The following is a 17,330-nucleotide window of genomic DNA, read 5'->3' as shown; positions in this document are numbered from 1 at the left end:
CAAAGGACATTTTTTACCTACACAAGGACTACCTTGCTCTTATCAAAATGAACTTAATACATTGTTTTTTATAACTTTATTTCTACAAAAAAATGTATTTTAAAGATCAAAACGAAAGACCGAAGCACAATCCGAGCAGAATCAATCGATGAAAGCGAAAGTTGTTTTTATCGTTTTTATCGTTTTTTTGCTCAGTGGTCGTCGCTTACCTGTTCTCAGGAATGCAGAGCAAAAAAAAGCCCCTGACCGGCTTCCGGTCAGGGGCTTTTTTTGGCGCGGCCGGATTTTCATCCAGCCGGAGCACGGCAGCGCTTACATTTCGACGGTATCCGCCACTTCAGTGAAGGCGGGGATCTGGTCGAAGTTCATGTAGCGGTAGATCTCGGCAGCCTTGGCATTCACCACCTTGATCTGCTCCATGTACTCCTCCTTGGTCACGATCCGGCCAGCCAGGGCGCACATGGCGGCCAGTTCGGCGGAGCCCAGGTAGACACGAGTGTCGATGCCCAGACGGTTCGGGAAGTTACGGGTGGAGGTGGAGATGGCGGTGGAGCCCTTGCGGATCTGGGCCTGGTTGCCCATGCACAGGGAGCAGCCGGGCATTTCCATGCGGGCGCCGGACTTGCCGAGGACGCCGTAGTAGCCTTCTTCGGTCAGGATCAGCGCATCCATCTTCGTCGGCGGGGCAATCCACAGACGGGTCGGGATGTCGGACTTGCCTTCCAGCACCTTGCCGGCAGCACGGAAGTGGCCGATGTTGGTCATGCAGGAGCCGATGAAGACTTCGTCGATCTTGTCGCCGGCGACTTCGGACAGCACCTTCACATCATCCGGGTCGTTCGGGCAGGCCAGGATCGGCTCGGTGACTTCAGCCAGGTCGATCTCGATCACGGCGGCGTACTGGGCGTTGGCGTCACCCTGCAGCAGGGTGCCGTTGGCGATCCAGTCTTCCATGGCCTTGATGCGGCGCTTGAGGGTGCGGGCATCCTCGTAGCCTTCGGCGATCATCCACTTCATCAGGGTGATGTTGGAGCGCATGTACTCGACGATCGGATCCTTGTTCAGGGCGATCGCGCAGGCGGCGGCAGAGCGCTCGGCGGCGGCATCGGAGAGTTCGAAGGCTTGTTCCACCTTCAGATCGGGCAGACCTTCGATTTCGAGGATGCGGCCGGAGAAGACGTTCTTCTTGCCCTTCTTCTCGACGGTCAGCAGGCCGGCCTTGATGGCGTACAGGGGGATGGCATTGACCAGGTCACGCAGGGTGATACCGGGTTGCATCTGGCCCTTGAAGCGCACCAGCACGGATTCCGGCATGTCCAGCGGCATCACGCCGGTGGCAGCGGCAAAAGCCACCAGGCCGGAGCCGGCCGGGAAGGAGATGCCGATCGGGAAGCGGGTGTGGGAGTCGCCGCCGGTGCCGACGGTGTCGGGCAGCAGCAGACGGTTCAGCCAGGAGTGGATCACGCCGTCGCCCGGGCGCAGGGACACGCCGCCACGGGTGGAGATGAAGGACGGCAGCTCGCGGTGCATCTTCACGTCCACCAGCTTCGGGTAGGCGGCAGTGTGGCAGAAGGACTGCATCACCAGGTCGGCGGAGAAGCCGAGGCAGGCCAGATCCTTCAGCTCGTCGCGGGTCATCGGGCCGGTGGTGTCCTGGGAGCCGACGGTGGTCATCTTGGGCTCGCAGTAGGTGCCGGGCAGCACGCCCTTGCCTTCGGGCAGGCCACAGGCGCGGCCGACCATCTTCTGGGCCAGGGAGTAGCCGGTGCCGGCGTCGGCCGGGTTCTGCGGCAGGCGGAACAGGGTGGACGGGGCCAGACCCAGGGCTTCACGGGCCTTGGTGGTCAGGCCACGGCCGATGATCAGGGGGATGCGGCCGCCAGCGCGGACTTCGTCGAGGATGACGAGGGTCTTGAGCTGGGATTCGGCGATCACGGCGCCGTTCTTGAGGGCGGTGACCTTGCCGGAGGCTTCGTCCACCTTCAGTTCGATCTCGTCGCCCATGTCCATCTGGCCGGCATCGATTTCGATCGGCAGGGCACCGGCATCTTCCATGGTGTTGAAGAAGATCGGGGCGATCTTGGAGCCCAGGCACACGCCGCCAAAGCGCTTGTTCGGGACGAAGGGGATGTCTTCGCCGGTGAACCACAGCACGGAGTTGGTGGCGGACTTGCGGGAGGAGCCGGTACCGACCACATCGCCGACGTAGGCGATCAGGTTGCCCTTGGCGGCCAGCGCTTCGAGTTGCTTCAGGGGGCCACGGGTGCCCGCCTCGTCAGGCTCGATGCCCGGACGGGGGTTCTTGAGCATGGCCAGCGCGTGCAGCGGGATGTCGGGGCGGGACCAGGCGTCCGGAGCGGGCGACAGGTCGTCGGTGTTGGTTTCGCCGGTGACCTTGAAGACGGTCAGCTTCTGGGAAGCCGGGACAGCCGGACGGGAAGTGAACCATTCGCCGTCGGCCCAGGACTGCAGCACGGCCTTGGCGTTGGCATTGCCCTTGTCGGCGAGTTCCTTGACGTCATGGAAGAAGTCGAACACCAGCAGGGTCTTCTTGAGGCCTTCGGCCGCAGCGGCACCGGCTTCGCCATCGGCGAGCAGGTCGATCAGGGGCTTGACGTTGTAGCCGCCGAGCATGGTGCCCAGCAGTTCGGTCGCCTTGACCTTGGACACCAGCCCACAGGCCACTTCACCCTTGGCAACCTTGGCCAGGAACTCGGCCTTCACCTTGGCTGCATCATCGACACCGGCGGGGACACGGTAGGTCAGCAGCTCAACCAGGAAGCCTTCTTCGCCGGCCGGCGGGTTCTGGAGCAGTTCGACCAGAGCTTGGGTTTGCTGCTTCGACAGGGGCAGCGGCGGGATACCGAGGGCTGCGCGCTCGGCAACATGCTGGCGGTAGGCTTCAAGCATGGGTAGATCCTTCCTAGACGGTGGTTACATGACAGGTTAGCTGACGTGCGCGACCGGCCGTTCCGGGCCCGGAGCGCCTCTCCCGAATGGACTGGCACCTTGTTCTGATGTGGCAGCGCCAAGTCTTATATATATTATATTTTATTTCTGTGCGGATTGTGCGCCTGCACAATCCATAAATCCCGCAAACCCGACGTCCCCCGCCCCTCAGGACTTGAGGTAGTCGGCCAGCACGCTTTCGACAGCCTTCAGATTGATCGGCTTGATCAGGAGATCGTCGAAGCCGGCCTCGACGAGGCTCTGCTTTTCTTCGGGAAGTGCATGGGCAGTATAGGCGATGACACGCAGGCCATTGAACTTGACGTCCGCCCGCAGCCGGGCGAGCACTTCCTCGCCGGACATGCCGGGCATGCTGATGTCGAGCAGGACGATGTCGAAACGCTCGGCGGACAGTCGGGCCAGGGCGGTCGGGCCGTCCTCGGCCTCTTCCGAGCTCATGCCCAGCCGGGTCACGAAGGCGACGGCCAGGCGACGGTTGATGGCGTTGTCGTCAACGACGAGCACCCGTTTTTTAACTGCAGAGGAGTCGCTCATGGAATGGAAGTCTGATGTTTCAACTAGGTTGCCCATCAACCGGGAGGAAAAGGGTGAAGGTTGAGCCTTCGCCCACGCGGGACTCGACGATCAGATCGCCAGACAGCATGTGAGCGAGTTCCCTGGCAAGGGCCAGACCAAGGCCGGTGCCTCCCTGCTCTCGGGTCACGAATTGGTCCAATTGACGGAATTTCTCGAAAATGTGCTCATGCGCCTCGGCGGGAATCCCCCGCCCGCTGTCTGACACGGCGAAAGCCAGCCGGTTGCCTTCCTGCCGGACATTTACGCCAATCCCACCATTGTCAGTGAACTTGATCGCGTTGTTCAAGAGATTGTTGAGAATCTGGCGCACCCGCTGCACATCCATGTCGATGCTGGCGGGAATCCCCTCCGCCATCGTCAGCTCCAGGGTCAATCCTTTGGCCAGGGCGTGGGCACGATGGGTATTGACGATCTCGGTTGCCAGGCTGGCCACATCCTGGGCCTGCCACTTCAGCTCGATCCGCCCGGCCTCGATCTTGGCCAGGTCGAGCAGGTCGTTGACGATGTCCAGCAGGTGCTGGCCCGAGCTGTGGATCGTGGCGGCAAACTCCTGCTGTTCGGGGTCGGCCAGATCGAGCTGGAGCAGTTCCGAATAGCCGAGGATGCCGTTGAGCGGTGTGCGCAGCTCATGGGACATGTTGGCCAGGAAGTCCGACTTGAGCTTGTTGGCCTCTTCGGCCCGGGCTCTCGCCTCCTCCGAGCGCTTGAACGACAGCTGAACCTCGTCGGCCATGCTGTTGAACGAGCGTGCCAGCTGCCCCATCTCATCATCCGACTTGACCTCCAGCCGGTGGGACAGGTCGCCCTCCTGGAAGCGGCCGAGGCCATGGATCATGTTGGTGATGCGGCGGGTGATGAACTGGGCCATCCAGATGGCCACGACGATCACCAGCACCACCATCAGGATGGTGGACAGGCTCAGGGCCGCAGCGGTCTGGGCCAGGTTGTGTTCAATGGCCTCGAGCAGGCCCGCGCGTTGCCCCTGGAAGGTCTTGTCCCGCTCGGCGATGGTCAGGCCGATGCGTTTTGCGGATTCGGTGGCGGCCCGGTGGAAGTCATCCACGTTGGCGCCGATCGTCACGAAGCCGAAGCCCCGGCGGGACTCACCGTACTGACCGGTGTAATAGGGTATGGCCGCCGCGGTGGTCAGCTTCCAGAGTCCGGAAAAAAAGATCACAAAGGAGCCGGAGCCGCCCTTCTCGGTAAGCTGGTTCCAGCCCGCGCACTGGGGCGAGAAGTTGAGGTAGCGGCAATCGAGGGCCACCGTACCGGCTTTCACCAGCGCGCCGGCGGGCTTTTTCTTGAGGGACTGGTTGTCGAAGGCGGGCGCCGTCTCGAGGAACTCCCGTGATGACTTGCCCGATGCCTGCCATGCCTCGTAAAGGGACTGATCCAGCCACGGGGTCACCGGATCGCCGGTGGCCGGGTCGTAGCCGGGAATGAAGTAGTCACGGGGATGGGAGATGGCCCGGCTGCGGTGATCCCACATGAAGGCGTAATTGCCGACGATGGCGTCGTTGATCGGGGTGTAGCGCGTGTCGGTGGGGCTGATGCGGTCGGTGAACTGGCGGATGTGATCATGATCCAGGGCCAGGGTCACGTAGCCCACCACGGCCCCGCCGCGCACTACCGGCGTGGCCCAGCGGACAATGGCGCGGAAGGGCCTGCCGACCGGGTTTTCCGTGCCCGCATAGGCCGACTCCTCCGGCTTGAACTCTATCCCTGCCTTCTCGGCACTGGCCGGCAGGTAGGGGCCGATCACCCGGCTGCCCACGTACGCCCCGATGACCTCCGAGACGTAGATCTCGCCGGGCTTCAGCTTGCGCAGGGCCGGCCAGTAGCGCTCGGCCTTGAGGAAGGTTTCCGCGGGGCGGCTCACGTCCCGCAGCTCGCGTGAGGTCAGATCACCCTGGGTGACCTTCACCTTCTCACGCCCCTGCAGATCGACAAAACTCATCTCGATAAACAGCGGCCGCTTTTCACCGTGGCCGACATACTCGGGCGGGCGGGCACTGAAGGCCTTGGCGTTGTCGGCCTGGGCCTGCGCGGGGTCGGCGGCCAGCGCCTCGTCCCAGGCCTCCGGTGCGGCGGGCTCCCAGCGCTTCTGGTCTTCCGAGAGCTTCCAGGCGCCGTGGCGGTAGAGCATGCGGGTGCGATGCAGCAGAAAGGCCTTGTAAGCCGCCTCCGCGGGCTCTACCTGGGCGGCCTGGAGCACATCCGAGTCACGATCATAAAGAAAGGAAGCGACCGCCCGGGCCGTATCAGTGGTCAGGCGCTCGATGCCCTCCCGGGCCCGGTCATCAAGAGCCTTGATGGCATCACCGGTCGCCTCGTCACCCACCTCCTTGATGGTCGCAAGCATGGACTCGGCCATCGCACCGGCCTGGCCACTTACGGTTTCGCCGAGCTTCTGGGCCATGCTCCAGGCCAGTATGGCCAGGAGGAGCAAGGGAACCACCTTGATGACCACGAAGATCCCGATCAGCTTGCCGCGAATGCCGCCCATCCAGTGCTTGAGTCCCATGGCTCCGTCCTTGGCCGGTCCGCACCTTCCGGGCATCGGACCGCAAATTGAGTGATTCGACGCGCATCCACAGCCAACAGGCCGGGGACTTGCCCGACACTTATCGGCCAGTCACCCGGATTCTCAAGGGGTATCGGCCTGCAGCTTGCCCGAACCGATCCGGAAGACCGAAAATGGGCGCCCCTCGCCTCGCCTGCCCCACGATGTCCTCCCCCAGCCCCTGCCCCTGCGGCGCTTCCGCCGACTACACCCGCTGCTGCGGCCGCTACCTTGACGAAGGACTGCCGGCCCCCACCGCCGAAGCCCTGATGCGCTCGCGTTACACCGCCTACACGCAGGGTCGTGAGGACTACCTCCAGGCCACCTGGCATCCGGCGCATCGACCGGAATCACTGAACCTTGACGAGGATGCGGCGACAAAGTGGCTGGGCCTTGCCATCAAGGCCTGCTGCAGCGTCGACGCCACCCACGCCACGGTCGAGTTTGTGGCACGCTACAAGATCGGCGGGCGGGCATACCGGCTGCATGAAACCAGTCGTTTCGCCCTGGAGGACGGACACTGGCTCTATACGGATGGCGACATCCACCCGAAGTAAACCCCAAGGAGGAAGAACAAGGATGAAACTCTATTTTTCGCCCGGTGCATGTTCCCTGTCCCCGCATATCGTGCTGCGGGAGGCCGGTTTTGATTTCACGCTCGAGAAGGTTAACCTGCGCAACCGGCAGACCGCATCGGGGGTCGACTACACCACCATCAACCCCAAGGGCTATGTGCCGGCCCTGGACCTCGGCAATGGCGAAGTGCTTACGGAGGGCCCGGCGATCGTCCAGTATCTGGCCGACCAGGCGCCGCAAAGCCATCTGGCTCCGCCCTGTGGAACCCTGGAGCGGGCACGGGTGCAGGAGTGGCTGAACTTCATCGGCACCGAGCTGCACAAGAACTTCAGCCCCCTCTTCAACCCCGCCGCATCTGACGACACGAAGGAAGCCGCCCGGGCCAACCTCACCCGCCGCCTGACGATTGCCGCCCAGGCGCTCGAAAGCCGGCCCTACCTCATCGGTGAGAATTTCTCGGTGGCGGATGCCTACTTGTTTACGGTGCTGTCCTGGGCCGGGCTGGTGGGCGTTGATCTGTCCCCGTGGCCCGCTCTGCGTACCTACCAGGAACGGGTGGGGGCGCGGCCCAGTGTGCAGGCTGCACTGGAAGCGGAAGGCCTGAAGCGCTGAGTGCTGCCGGGGTCAGCCTTCGGCCACAAGCTCGATGGTTTCCCCGGCAAAATCGACCCGCTGGCCCGGGCGCAGCTTGGCCCGCTTGCGGTTCTCGATCTCCCCATCCACCTGCACATCCCCGTCCGCCACACGCTGCTTGGCTTCACCCCCCGATCCGCACAGGCCTACGGCCTTCAGGAGCTGATCGAGCTGGATGAATTCGCCTTCAACGGGGAAACGGATGGTCATGGTGACGGGCTCCGGAATGTTGCAGTAATACTGCGGGAAGGGCGGATTGTGTCAGAGCCGACACCATCCGCCAATCCGGAAAGCGCCTACACCGATCAGGCAGGAATGCGCAGCTTCTGGCCCGGATAGATCTTGTCCGGGTGACCCAGCATGGGCTTGTTGGCCTCGAAGATCTTCATGTAGGAATTGGCGTTGCCGTAGTAGGTCTTGGCAATCGCCGACAGGGTGTCGCCACGCACGACGGTATGGAACTGGGCTTCGGGCTCGGGGTTGGTGACGGTGAGGCCGTCGTTCACATGCTCCACGCCATCCACGTTGCCGCAGCACAGGAGCACCTTCTCGCGGGTTGCCTGATCGGCCACCACGCCCGCCACCGACACCGTGCTGCTGGCGCCGTCAAAGGCCACCGACAGGCCGCTGGTATCGAAACCCTGGGCGGCGATGTAGGCGGTGATGGAGGCCGCGGCCTTCTGGTTCAGCTCCGCGAGCTTGTCCTGGGCACTGACGGCCTGGGCCTGTTCCACATCCTTGCGGCCGAAAAGCTTCTCTCCGGCTTCACGCACAAAACTCAGCAAACCCATGAAGTGCTCCTTGTGTTGGTTGGGGGAGGTACAGCCTAGCCCCTCGCACTGACAATGGCATCAAGATTTTGTGTCTAACTGTCGCGAAACGGAGCCAGCCGGAACTATGTCACTCCCCCAGCGGCATCAGGCCATGGCGACGACGGGCCCGGGCGCAGCCTTCATCGCCGATCCCCAGCGCTGCGAAGGGTGCAAAGTCCCGGCACGGGCCGGGACGATTCTCGTAGATCGAGCACGCCGCCTGCCGGCCGACCTCCCCGGCCAGGGCGATGCAGCGCGGCGGGCCGTCATCGGTGCCGCGCATGCGCACCAGGGTGGCGGTGACGGGTACGGTCAGGGCCACCGGCACGCAGCCCCCGGGCGTGGTTTCCAGGTCTGCGACGTGGAAGTCCACCCGGAAGCTGGCGCAGCAGGCGCCGCAACTCAGGCAGGGGTCAGCCACGGATCAGTTGGCCCCGCAGCACTTCTTGTACTTCTTGCCGCTGCCGCAGGGGCAAGGCTCGTTGCGCCCCGGGCCGCCCGTCGCTGCGGTGGCAGCCCCCACCGCGAGGGGTTCCGGCGCAGGCAGGCCAAGGGCACGCCAGGCCTGGAAGAGATGCTGCACAGCGATCCCCTTCTCCTCAAGGGCGGCCAGCTGGGCCTCAAGCTCGGCGGGGGCCGCCACCTCGTCCTCGGGGCCGAGAATGGTTTCCAGCAAGGCCTCGGCGATGGTGGTGTCACCCACCTTGTCCGGCCACTCGGACGGCCACATTTCAAAGCCCTGCTCGAAGCCGGTCCCCCACTCTTCGCCGATGGCCGGGTCCTCGTCACCGCCCTGGGCGTAGCAGAAGGGCTGCCAGCCTTCGGCCTCGCCGTCTTCGTCACCTTCCGCGTCGCCGATGGTGAGGACCAGCTCGTTGTAATAACGCAGCACCAGCTCGATGGCCTTCTGCAGGGTTGCGCCGGAACCGAAACCCACTTCGCCCTCGTCGGCGGTCCATACGGCGGGCAACCAGTTTTCCACGGGGATGGGCAGCGGCGAGGTGACGATGGCCGCCAGGTAGCCGTCGAGCATCTCCAGGTTCATGCAATCGGCGGGCACATCGTCGGAAACCAGCAGTTCTTCGAGCTGCTCCAGCTCTTCGTCGGAGAGCGGGACGTATTGGGGGGCGTTCATCAGGGGGTTTCCTCAAGGTTCGTTTGGGGGTCGAGCTCCACCACACACCGGTAAAGGGTCTGGCCGGAATCCCGGTATTTGCGTTCGAAAGGGGTGAGGGGCGACGGCGCCTCGAAACTGCCTGTCTCGACGGTGCGCCCCGTCAGCCAGCCCAAAGCCAGGGCAAACTCTTCCACGTAGATGTTCCAGTTGCTGCGGCACTCAAGGCGGCCGCCCAGCTGGGGCACATAGGGAAACACCGGATGCGCATGCCAGCGTCGCCCCAGGTGGCCGATCTTCGGCCACGGGTTGGGGTAGAGGATGTAATGACGGGCCAGGCGGATGCCGGCCTCGGCCATCAGGCGCCAGTAGTCCACCAGGTCGGCGCGCACGAAAACCATGTTGCGCGGCATGAGGGCGTCGGGATAGGGCTTCTTGCGGCTCAGGCGGTCTTCCGACTGATCGACACCGATGACCCAGTGGTCGGGGAACGCCCGGGCCAGCTGGATGGTGCTGTGCCCCACCCCGCAGCCGGCGTCGAGGATGAGGGGCGCATGGCCATCCCATCCGGCCAGGCTGGCCTCGAAGGCGGCCTTGTTGTAGTCGAGACAGGGTTTGCGGAACGTACAGCTGGCGTGCTTGGCCACCTGCGCCTTGAGCTGCTCATGAACGCCCGGCTGGGCGCTCTCGGGTATCTTGGAGTTGGCGTACATCCGGCAATTCTACGCGGCCGCCCGGAGCACCGGTATGCCGTGGGCGCCGAGCACCTGGCTGACCCGCTCCACCTCCCGCTCCGGCCGCACAGCCAGGTAGAGCTGCTCGGCGGCGACAAAATTGCGCCGCAGCAGGTTGAGCCATTGCTTCAGGCGGCCGGGTGCATGGCGCGCTTCCATCTTGAGCAGCACCCGCCGCCAGAATTCGCCGATGAGGGGCTGCAGCTCGGCCCACTCCGCGTCCCGCCGGGGGGGCTCGCCAGTGCCGGCACGGATGCGCCGCGCCAGGAAGGGATCGGCCACCGCGCCGCGGCCGAGCATCACGTCGCTTGCCCCGCTCACTGCGCGGCAGCGTCGCCAGTCATCCTCGTTCCACACCTCTCCGTTGGCCACCACCGGCACCGCCACCACATCGGCAATGCGCCCCACCCACTCCCAGTGGGCCGGAGGGCGATAGCCGTCGGTCTTGGTGCGGGCATGCACCACCAGGCCATCCACCCCGCCCTCGGCCAGGGCACGCCCGCAGTCCAGGGCACGCCCGGTATCGGTGACGCCCAGGCGCATCTTGGCCGTGAAGGGAAGATGCGCGGGCACGGCCTTGCGCACGGCGCAGGCGATGGCGTACAGCAGCTCCGGCTCATCGAGCAGGGCCGCTCCGCCCCGGTGCCGATTGACGGTGGGGGCCGGGCAGCCGAAGTTCAGATCCACGCCAGCAGGGGCCAGGCGCACCAGCTGGGCGGCGTTGTCGGCCATGCAGGCCGGGTCCGAGCCCAGCAGCTGCACCCGCACCCGCGTGCCGCTGGAGGTGGCGCTACCGTTGCGCAATTCGGGGGACAGGCGGGTGAAGGCCCGCAGGGGCAGCACCGTGCCGGAGACCCGCACGAACTCGGTCACTGCATGGTCGTATGCCTCGACGCGGGTCAGCACCTCGCGGAGCACGTCGTCCGCAAGGCCTTCCATCGGAGCGAGGATGAGGCGCGTCATGTGGGGAAAAACCTTTTCCATTCAAGGCCTGGCCGGGCGCGCAATGTAACGCAGTATGGCCCTGCAACAAAGGACTTTGCGCCGCAGCGGGATGCCCGGCGGTAATATCTGCCCCCTGCCCCCCAACCGCCCCGAATTCACCCTGGATCCGCCGGAGACTCCCGCGCCATGCGCCGTCCAACCCGCACTTCAAGCGACGCCCCGAACCGCCGCGACCTGCTGATCCTGGCCCTGCCGGCGCTGGTCCTGATCATTGTCGCCTTCGCCCTGGCTTGGCAGTTCGTGCGCCCGGCGGCCCCGAAAAAGATCGTCATGAGCACCGGCGCAGCGGGCGGGGCCTACCACTACTTCGGGGAACGTTACCGGGAGAAGCTGGCCCAGGACGGGATCGAGGTGGAGCTGCGCCCCTCCTCCGGTGCCGTCGAGAACCTCCGCCGCCTGAAGACCGACGACAGCGTGGACGTGGGCTTCATCCAGGGCGGCATCGCCAACGAACCGGAATCGGAGGATCTCGCCACCCTGGGCAGCATGTACCTGGAGCCCGTGTGGGTCTTTCACCGCGGCAATGCCGACCTGGACCGGGTCGCCCAGCTCCGGGGGCGGCGCATCGCCGTGGGCCTGCCCGGCAGCGGGGCGCAGCTCTTCGCCCTGCAGCTGCTCGCTGCCAACGGCTTCGTCACCAATGACCCCAATCTGCGCGCCATTGGCGGCATGGACGCCGTGGACGCCCTCAAGCGCGGGGAGGTGGACGCCTTCTTCGTGGTGGGCGCGCCCCAGGCGCCGGTGGTCAATGCCCTGCTCCATACCGAGGGCATCAAGCTGCTCAACTTTGCCCAGGCCGACGGTTACGGGCGCCACTTCCCGCATCTGGACAAGGTCACCCTGCCCCGCGGTGCCATCGACATCCGTACCGATCACCCCCCGCGTGACATCCAGCTGGTCTCGGCCACAGCCAATCTGGTGGTGAAGGCCGACATCCACCCCGCCATCGTCACCCTGCTGCTCAAGCACGCCCGGGAGATCCACAGTGCCCCGGGGCTGCTCCAGGCAGCCAACGCCTTTCCGAAACCCCTCGACCATGCCCTGCCCCTGCACCCCTCCGCCCAGCGTTTCTACGAGAGCGGCCCGCCTTTCCTGCAGCGCTACCTGCCCTTCTGGCTGGCCGTGCTGATCGACCGCCTGTTCGTGATGCTGCTGCCCCTGATCGCAGTGGTGATCCCCCTCTCCCGGGTGCTGCCGGCGCTCTACAACTGGCGCATGCGCTCCCGGGTGTATCGCTGGTATGGCGAGCTGAAGTTCCTGGAAGCCGAGATCGACCGCGACCCCACGCCCCCTTCTGCGGCCCAGGTGGCCGGTTTTCTCGCCCGACTCGACCGCATCGAAGAGCACGCCACCCACCGCAAGCTGCCCCTGGCCTTCAGCAACGAGCTCTATACGCTGCGCGAGCACATCGCCCTGGTGCGCGGCCGCCTGCGCACGCTCGCGGAAACTGCCACGGGCAGCTGAGCGTCCAATCGTTACAATCCGGTTTCGGGCCCTGTTCCGATCCGGCCCCCCAACAATCCTGAACCCCCATGAGCCCGCACCTCGATCTCACCGCCCCCTACGCCCCCCTGGTCCGCCGTATCGAGACCGAAGCCACCGTCGAGCGCGGCGAAATCCTGCGCATCGACCACTTTCTCAATCACCGCATCGAGCCCGGTTTCATTTTCGAGCTGGCCCACGAGCTGGCCCGGCGCCTGTCCTTCTTCCAGCCCAACATCATCCTCACGGCCGAGGCCAGCGGCATCGCCCCGGCGCTGATCGTCGCCAAGACCCTCAACGTGCCCCTGGTTTACGCCAAGAAATATTCTCCCCAGGTCGAAGCGCCGTCGATCTCGCGCATCATCCCCTCCCCGACCAAGGGCGGTGAAACCCGTCTGGTGCTGTCCACCCGCTACATCAAACCGGGCCAGCGCATCGTCATCGTCGATGACTTCCTCGCCAACGGCCGCACCGCCACCGCCCTGATCGAGATGGCCCGGGAGGCCGGGGCCGAGGTGATGGGGGCCGGCTTTGTGGTGGAGAAGCGCTTCAAGCAGGGGCGCGACCACATCGAGGCGCTGCAGGTCCCCGTCTCCACGCTGGCCCAGGTGGAACGCCTGGAGCACGACCGGGCCATCCTGACCCAGCCCCGCGAAACCTGAAGCGGGCACCTCACCCGGGAGCGCGCATGCGCCCGATATCGCACGTCAATGCTCAGCCAAGCTCATCTGTGTTATTTACCGCGCTTTACCCCGGAGTCGTGACATGAGTTTGGAGACTCGCAGTGCCCCCCGGCACCCATCACTTTCGGTGGACGACGCTCGTCGCTGCATTCTTGACAGAATTGACCCCATCGACGGTTCGGAACGTATCGCGATCCGATCTGCGCTGGGCCGCGTTCTCGCCGAAGCCGTCGTAGCCCCTATCAATGTCCCGGCCCACGACAACTCAGCCATGGACGGTTACGCCGTGCGTGCCGACGACCTCTCGCCCGACGCCGAGTCATCCCTGCAGGTGGTCGGCACGGCCTTCGCCGGCCGGGGTTTCTCGGGCATCGTCGGCAAGGGGCAGGCGGTGCGCATCATGACCGGCGGCGTCATGCCGATGGGCGCTGACACCATCGTGGTTCAGGAGGTGGTGCGCATCGAGGGTGATCGCGTGATCGCGCCCGGCGGCATCCGCCGCGGCCAGAATGTCCGCCGCGCCGGCGAGGATCTGGCCGAGGGCGCTGTCGCCCTCCCCCGTGGCAAGCTGATGGGCCCGGCCGAGCTGGGTCTGGTTGCCTCGCTCGGGCTTGCCGAGGTCAGCGTGGCCCGGCGCCTGCGGGTCGCCTTCTTTTCCACCGGTGATGAACTCGCCAGCATCGGCCGCCCCCTCGCGCCCGGCGAGGTCTACGACTCCAATCGCTACACCCTGCATGGCGCCCTGACCCGGCTGGGCTGCGAGCTGCTGGACATGGGGGTCATCCCAGACCGGCCCGAGGCGCTGGAAGCCGCCTTCCGCGACGCTGCCGCCGCGTCCGACGTGGTGCTCACCACCGGCGGCGTCTCGGTGGGCGAGGCGGACTTCATCCGCGAGCTGATGGGACGACTCGGCGAGGTGAGCTTCTGGAAGATCGACATCAAACCCGGCCGGCCCATGGCCTTCGGCCGCATTGGCAGCGCATGGATGTTCGGTCTGCCCGGCAATCCGGTGGCGGTGATGGTGACTTACTACCAGTTCGTGATGGACGCGCTGCTCAAGCTCTCCGGTCTCGACCCCCTGCCCCAGCGGCCCCTGGTGCCGGTACCGTGCACCACGCCGATCCGCAAGCTCGCCGGCCGCCGGGAATACCTGCGCGGGCGGATCTTCATTGAGGACGGCACCTGGAAGGTGCGTTCAGCAGCAAGCCAGGGGTCCGGCGTGCTGCGCTCCATGTCGGAGGCCAACTGCTTCATCGTTCTCAACGAAGACCGGGGCGACGTGGCCCCGGGCGATACGGTGGACGTTCAGTTGTTCGACGGGCTGGTCTGAGGCGCTAGATCGTCGACCGGCACACCTGCCCGGCACAGCCGGGGCAGCCTGTCGCCCCGCTTGCCGCAGGGGGTCTTTGCCAGCTCTGCCGGTGAGGGCAGGCCCTCCTCGTCGATGCGGGCCTCCACGGTATGCCACGCTGCCACGCCTTGCCGGTCCAGGCTCAGATTGAGCAGCCAGCCCACCCGGGCCGCGGGCAGCTCGAAACCGTCGAAGACAAAGTTGCCCAGGCTGTAGATGATCGGCCGCCCCTTGTAGATCTCGGCTCCCTGGGTGACATGGGGGTGGCCGCCGACCACCGCGGCGGCTCCCGCGTCGATCATGCGACGGGCCAACTGACGCTGCCGCGCCGATGGTGCGGGTTCCCGCTCCCAGCCCCAGTGCATGAAGGGGATCACCAGATCGGCGCCAGCCCTGCGGGCAGCGCGGATGTCGGACAACACCTGGCTGTCCTCGCTCCAGGCAATGCCCGGGCGGCTGGCGCCGGCCTCGAAGGAGCGGGGCTTGAACTCGTTGTAGCCCAGCACCGCGATACGCAGGCCCTTGCGCTCGATCCACAGGGGTTCATGGGCGGCCGCCAGGTTGTTTCCGCCGCCAAAGTAGCGGATGCCGGCGGTCTCCAGGTGGCGCATGGTCTCGACAAAGCCCTCCTGTCCGTAATCACCGGAGTGGTTGTTGGACAGGGCCATGGCATCGAAGCGCCCCTTCACGGCCGCCAGCACCCGGGGGTGGGCGCGAAAGCTGTAAATCTTGTTGGCCAGCGGTGCGCCGCTGGTGGCAACCGGACATTCGAGATTGCCGATGCGGTAGTCGGCCCGCGCCAGGATGGGGGCAAAGGCCGCCAGCGGATCGCGCCCCGCCGCCAGGGCCCGGCCCGGGCCATCGTCGAGCATGATGTCCCCCGCAAAGAGCAGCTCAAGACTGGCCGCCGACACCAGACCGGCGGTGGCCAGCAGCCCCACGCCCAGCAATACCTTGATCCGCTTCATCGCTGCCCCTCCGGGCGCTGCTCGCACCAAAACTCCAGCTCGCTGTCGCGCACCGGCTCATACACCCGCTGCAGGCCGGTAAAACCGTGCTCGCCGCGGGCACCCGGCCGGGGCACGGGATAACTGGCCTGATGGATGGGCACCGGGCCCTGCTCCCGATCCACATAGGTGTAGATCCGCACGCCGGCGATGTCTGCCGGCCGGGCCTGGAAAACCAGCTTGAAGAGAAAATAGCTGCCCACCGCAACGGCCTCCACGCCATAGGGGCTGTCCACGTGACGGGCACTATGGACCCGCGTCTCGCCACCATAGGTCACATGGCAGTCGATGCGCTGGGATGCCCCCGCCACGGCCGACAGGCTCAGGCCGGCCAGCATGCCGAGCACACGAAGGGGAAGGGATGACACGCTCATCGAATCTCTCCTGCACCGGGCAAGGCCGCGGGGAGCTCATCCAGCTGCGCGGCCTCGATACGCTGGAAGTGGGCGCTGATCTTGCGGGACGATGTCTGCACCTCGGCCACATCCTCCCCCGCCTGGCGGATGTGGGTGGCGAGCTTCTGCATGCGTTCGTCGAAACGGTTGAAATCCTTGGCCAGCTTGCCCAGGGCGTCCTTGATGACATGGATCTGCTTGCGCGTCTCCACGTCCTTGAGCACCGCCCGGGCGGTATTGAGCACCGCCATCAGGGTGGTGGGCGAGACGATCCACACCCGGCGCGTCATGGCATAGGCGACCACTTCGGGGTGGTAGGCGTGGATCTCGGCAAACACCGCCTCGGCGGGGATGAACATCACCGCGCCGTCTGAGGTCACTTCCGGGACGATGTATTTGCCGGCAATCGCATCCACGTGCTTTTTGACGTCGTTACGGAAGGCTGTCTGGGCGGCGCGGCGCTCCAGGTCGCCCACCTCACCCTCGAACATGCGGTGGTAGTTTTCGAGGGGGAACTTGGAATCGACCACCACCATGCCGGTGGGCTCGGGCAGGCGCAGCACACAGTCGGCCCGGGTGCCGTTGGGCAGGGAATACTGAAAATCGAAGGCCTCCGGCGGCAAGGCGTTGCGCACCAGGGCCTCCAGCTGGACCTCCCCAAAGGCACCCCGGGCGCGCTTGTCACCGAGCAGCTCCTGCAGGCTGACCACGTTGGTGGTCAGGTCGCCAATCTTCTTTTGCGCTTCGTCGATGGTGGCGAGCCGTGCCATGACGCTGGTGAAGGTCTCGTTGGTCTTGCGGAAACCTTCGTCGAGGCGCTGATTCACATGACCGGTGATGGCTTCCAGCCGCTCGCCAACGGTGCGGTTCATGGCTTCGATGCTGTGGGTGAGCTGCTCGGAGGCGCCCTTGAGCCCGTTCTGCAGCAGCTCCCGGTCGGCCCGGGCGTGTTCGGAAAGGGTCTTGAGGGTTTCGGCCATCATCTCGCTGCGCAGCTTTTCCTGCCCCGCGGCGATGGCCCCGGACAGCTCTGCCAGGCGCAGGGCGGTGCCCTCCTGGTGCTTGCCGAGCTGCCCGACAAAGGCCAGATGGAGCTGCTGGAGGGCATGCCGGGAGGCCGCCTCGCCGCCTTCAAGACGCTCGCGCAGGCGGTCGGTCTCGCCCGCCACCATGTCCATCACCCGATCGCTGGCCGTCGTGGAGGCGGCCTGCAGCTCACGCACGAAGTGCAGCTGCTGGTGCCCGAACAGGCTCTCGAGGCGGGCGCCCAGTTCATCGGCCAGCGCCTCACGCCCGTGCTCCAGCCGGCGCAGCCTGAAGATAAGGTAAACCAGGCCGGAGAAGACCAGCGCAAGGGCGGCAAACAGCCAGGGGACAAGGGCGGACAGGACAGGAGCGGACTCGGGATTCATCTGCCGGAGTATACCGC

17 protein-coding genes are annotated in these 17,330 nt (G+C 65.5%); 5 read left to right on the top strand and 12 right to left on the bottom strand.

Annotated elements, in window-relative coordinates; all coding sequences use genetic code 11:
* Positions 1–312 precede the first annotated feature (312 nt).
* The 3 genes from acnB to L6Q67_RS17955 all read right to left on the bottom strand — a co-directional run bounded on the left by acnB (position 313) and on the right by L6Q67_RS17955 (position 6,070).
* Positions 313–2,910, bottom strand: coding sequence for a bifunctional aconitate hydratase 2/2-methylisocitrate dehydratase (gene acnB, locus L6Q67_RS17965; protein WP_296572663.1), 2,598 nt, complete (start codon positions 2,908–2,910; stop codon positions 313–315).
* Between the two features lie 207 nt (positions 2,911–3,117).
* Positions 3,118–3,504, bottom strand: a complete 387-nt coding sequence (locus tag L6Q67_RS17960) for a response regulator (RefSeq protein WP_296572659.1) — start codon at positions 3,502–3,504, stop codon at positions 3,118–3,120.
* 19 nt (positions 3,505–3,523) lie between these two features.
* Positions 3,524–6,070, bottom strand: coding sequence for a HAMP domain-containing sensor histidine kinase (locus L6Q67_RS17955; protein WP_296572656.1), 2,547 nt, complete (start codon positions 6,068–6,070; stop codon positions 3,524–3,526).
* A gap of 173 nt (positions 6,071–6,243) precedes the next feature.
* Between L6Q67_RS17955 and L6Q67_RS17950 the strand changes: the two genes are divergently transcribed.
* The gene (locus L6Q67_RS17950; protein WP_296572653.1) at positions 6,244–6,666 is read left to right on the top strand and encodes a YchJ family metal-binding protein; all 423 of its coding nucleotides are present in this window, start codon (positions 6,244–6,246) and stop codon (positions 6,664–6,666) included.
* Positions 6,667–6,688: 22 nt separating this feature from the next.
* A complete protein-coding gene (gene gstA / locus L6Q67_RS17945) occupies positions 6,689–7,297 on the top strand; it encodes a glutathione transferase GstA (RefSeq protein ID WP_296572650.1) in 609 nt (202 codons plus the stop codon).
* A gap of 12 nt (positions 7,298–7,309) precedes the next feature.
* Here gstA and L6Q67_RS17940 read toward each other — a convergent pair whose 3' ends face one another.
* From L6Q67_RS17940 to L6Q67_RS17915, 6 genes are all read right to left on the bottom strand, one after another.
* Complete coding sequence (locus L6Q67_RS17940) at positions 7,310–7,528, bottom strand: RNA-binding S4 domain-containing protein (RefSeq protein ID WP_296572647.1); 219 nt, start codon at positions 7,526–7,528, stop codon at positions 7,310–7,312.
* Between the two features lie 95 nt (positions 7,529–7,623).
* Positions 7,624–8,109, bottom strand: a complete 486-nt coding sequence (gene lysM, locus L6Q67_RS17935; protein ID WP_296572643.1) for a peptidoglycan-binding protein LysM — start codon at positions 8,107–8,109, stop codon at positions 7,624–7,626.
* Positions 8,110–8,218: 109 nt separating this feature from the next.
* Positions 8,219–8,551, bottom strand: coding sequence for a YkgJ family cysteine cluster protein (locus L6Q67_RS17930; protein ID WP_296572640.1), 333 nt, complete (start codon positions 8,549–8,551; stop codon positions 8,219–8,221).
* A 3-nt stretch (positions 8,552–8,554) separates the two neighbouring features.
* Positions 8,555–9,265 (bottom strand): UPF0149 family protein, encoded by a 711-nt coding sequence (locus tag L6Q67_RS17925; protein WP_296572638.1) that lies wholly within the window; start codon positions 9,263–9,265, stop codon positions 8,555–8,557.
* Positions 9,265–9,957: a methyltransferase domain-containing protein gene (locus L6Q67_RS17920; RefSeq protein ID WP_296572635.1), complete on the bottom strand. Its 693-nt coding sequence runs from the start codon at positions 9,955–9,957 to the stop codon at positions 9,265–9,267. The genes L6Q67_RS17925 and L6Q67_RS17920 overlap by 1 nt, the downstream gene beginning before the upstream one ends.
* A 9-nt stretch (positions 9,958–9,966) precedes the next feature.
* Complete coding sequence (locus tag L6Q67_RS17915; RefSeq protein WP_296572632.1) at positions 9,967–10,941, bottom strand: tRNA-dihydrouridine synthase; 975 nt, start codon at positions 10,939–10,941, stop codon at positions 9,967–9,969.
* Between the two features lie 168 nt (positions 10,942–11,109).
* Between L6Q67_RS17915 and L6Q67_RS17910 the strand changes: the two genes are divergently transcribed.
* The 3 genes from L6Q67_RS17910 (at position 11,110) to glp (ending at position 14,478) form a co-directional block, all read left to right on the top strand.
* A complete protein-coding gene (locus tag L6Q67_RS17910) occupies positions 11,110–12,447 on the top strand; it encodes a TAXI family TRAP transporter solute-binding subunit (protein WP_296572629.1) in 1,338 nt (445 codons plus the stop codon).
* A gap of 68 nt (positions 12,448–12,515) precedes the next feature.
* Positions 12,516–13,127 (top strand): xanthine phosphoribosyltransferase, encoded by a 612-nt coding sequence (gene xpt / locus L6Q67_RS17905; protein WP_296572626.1) that lies wholly within the window; start codon positions 12,516–12,518, stop codon positions 13,125–13,127.
* 103 nt (positions 13,128–13,230) lie between these two features.
* Positions 13,231–14,478 carry a gephyrin-like molybdotransferase Glp gene (gene glp, locus L6Q67_RS17900; protein ID WP_296572623.1) on the top strand — a complete coding sequence of 416 codons (1,248 nt, stop codon included), beginning with the start codon at positions 13,231–13,233 and terminating at the stop codon, positions 14,476–14,478.
* Here glp and L6Q67_RS17895 read toward each other — a convergent pair.
* The 3 genes from L6Q67_RS17895 to rmuC are packed head-to-tail and all read right to left on the bottom strand — an operon-like array spanning position 14,454 to position 17,313.
* On the bottom strand, positions 14,454–15,467 hold the full coding sequence (locus L6Q67_RS17895) for a CapA family protein (protein WP_296572620.1): 1,014 nt from the start codon (positions 15,465–15,467) through the stop codon (positions 14,454–14,456). The genes glp and L6Q67_RS17895 overlap by 25 nt on opposite strands.
* Positions 15,464–15,880, bottom strand: a complete 417-nt coding sequence (locus L6Q67_RS17890; protein WP_296572618.1) for a hypothetical protein — start codon at positions 15,878–15,880, stop codon at positions 15,464–15,466. The genes L6Q67_RS17895 and L6Q67_RS17890 overlap by 4 nt, the downstream gene beginning before the upstream one ends.
* On the bottom strand, positions 15,877–17,313 hold the full coding sequence (gene rmuC, locus L6Q67_RS17885; RefSeq protein WP_296572615.1) for a DNA recombination protein RmuC: 1,437 nt from the start codon (positions 17,311–17,313) through the stop codon (positions 15,877–15,879). The genes L6Q67_RS17890 and rmuC overlap by 4 nt, the downstream gene beginning before the upstream one ends.
* Positions 17,314–17,330 lie beyond the last annotated feature (17 nt).

The organism is Zoogloea sp. (assembly GCF_023150065.1).
GTDB lineage: Bacteria > Pseudomonadota > Gammaproteobacteria > Burkholderiales > Rhodocyclaceae > Zoogloea.
This window is presented reverse-complemented; position numbering and strand designations above follow the sequence as displayed.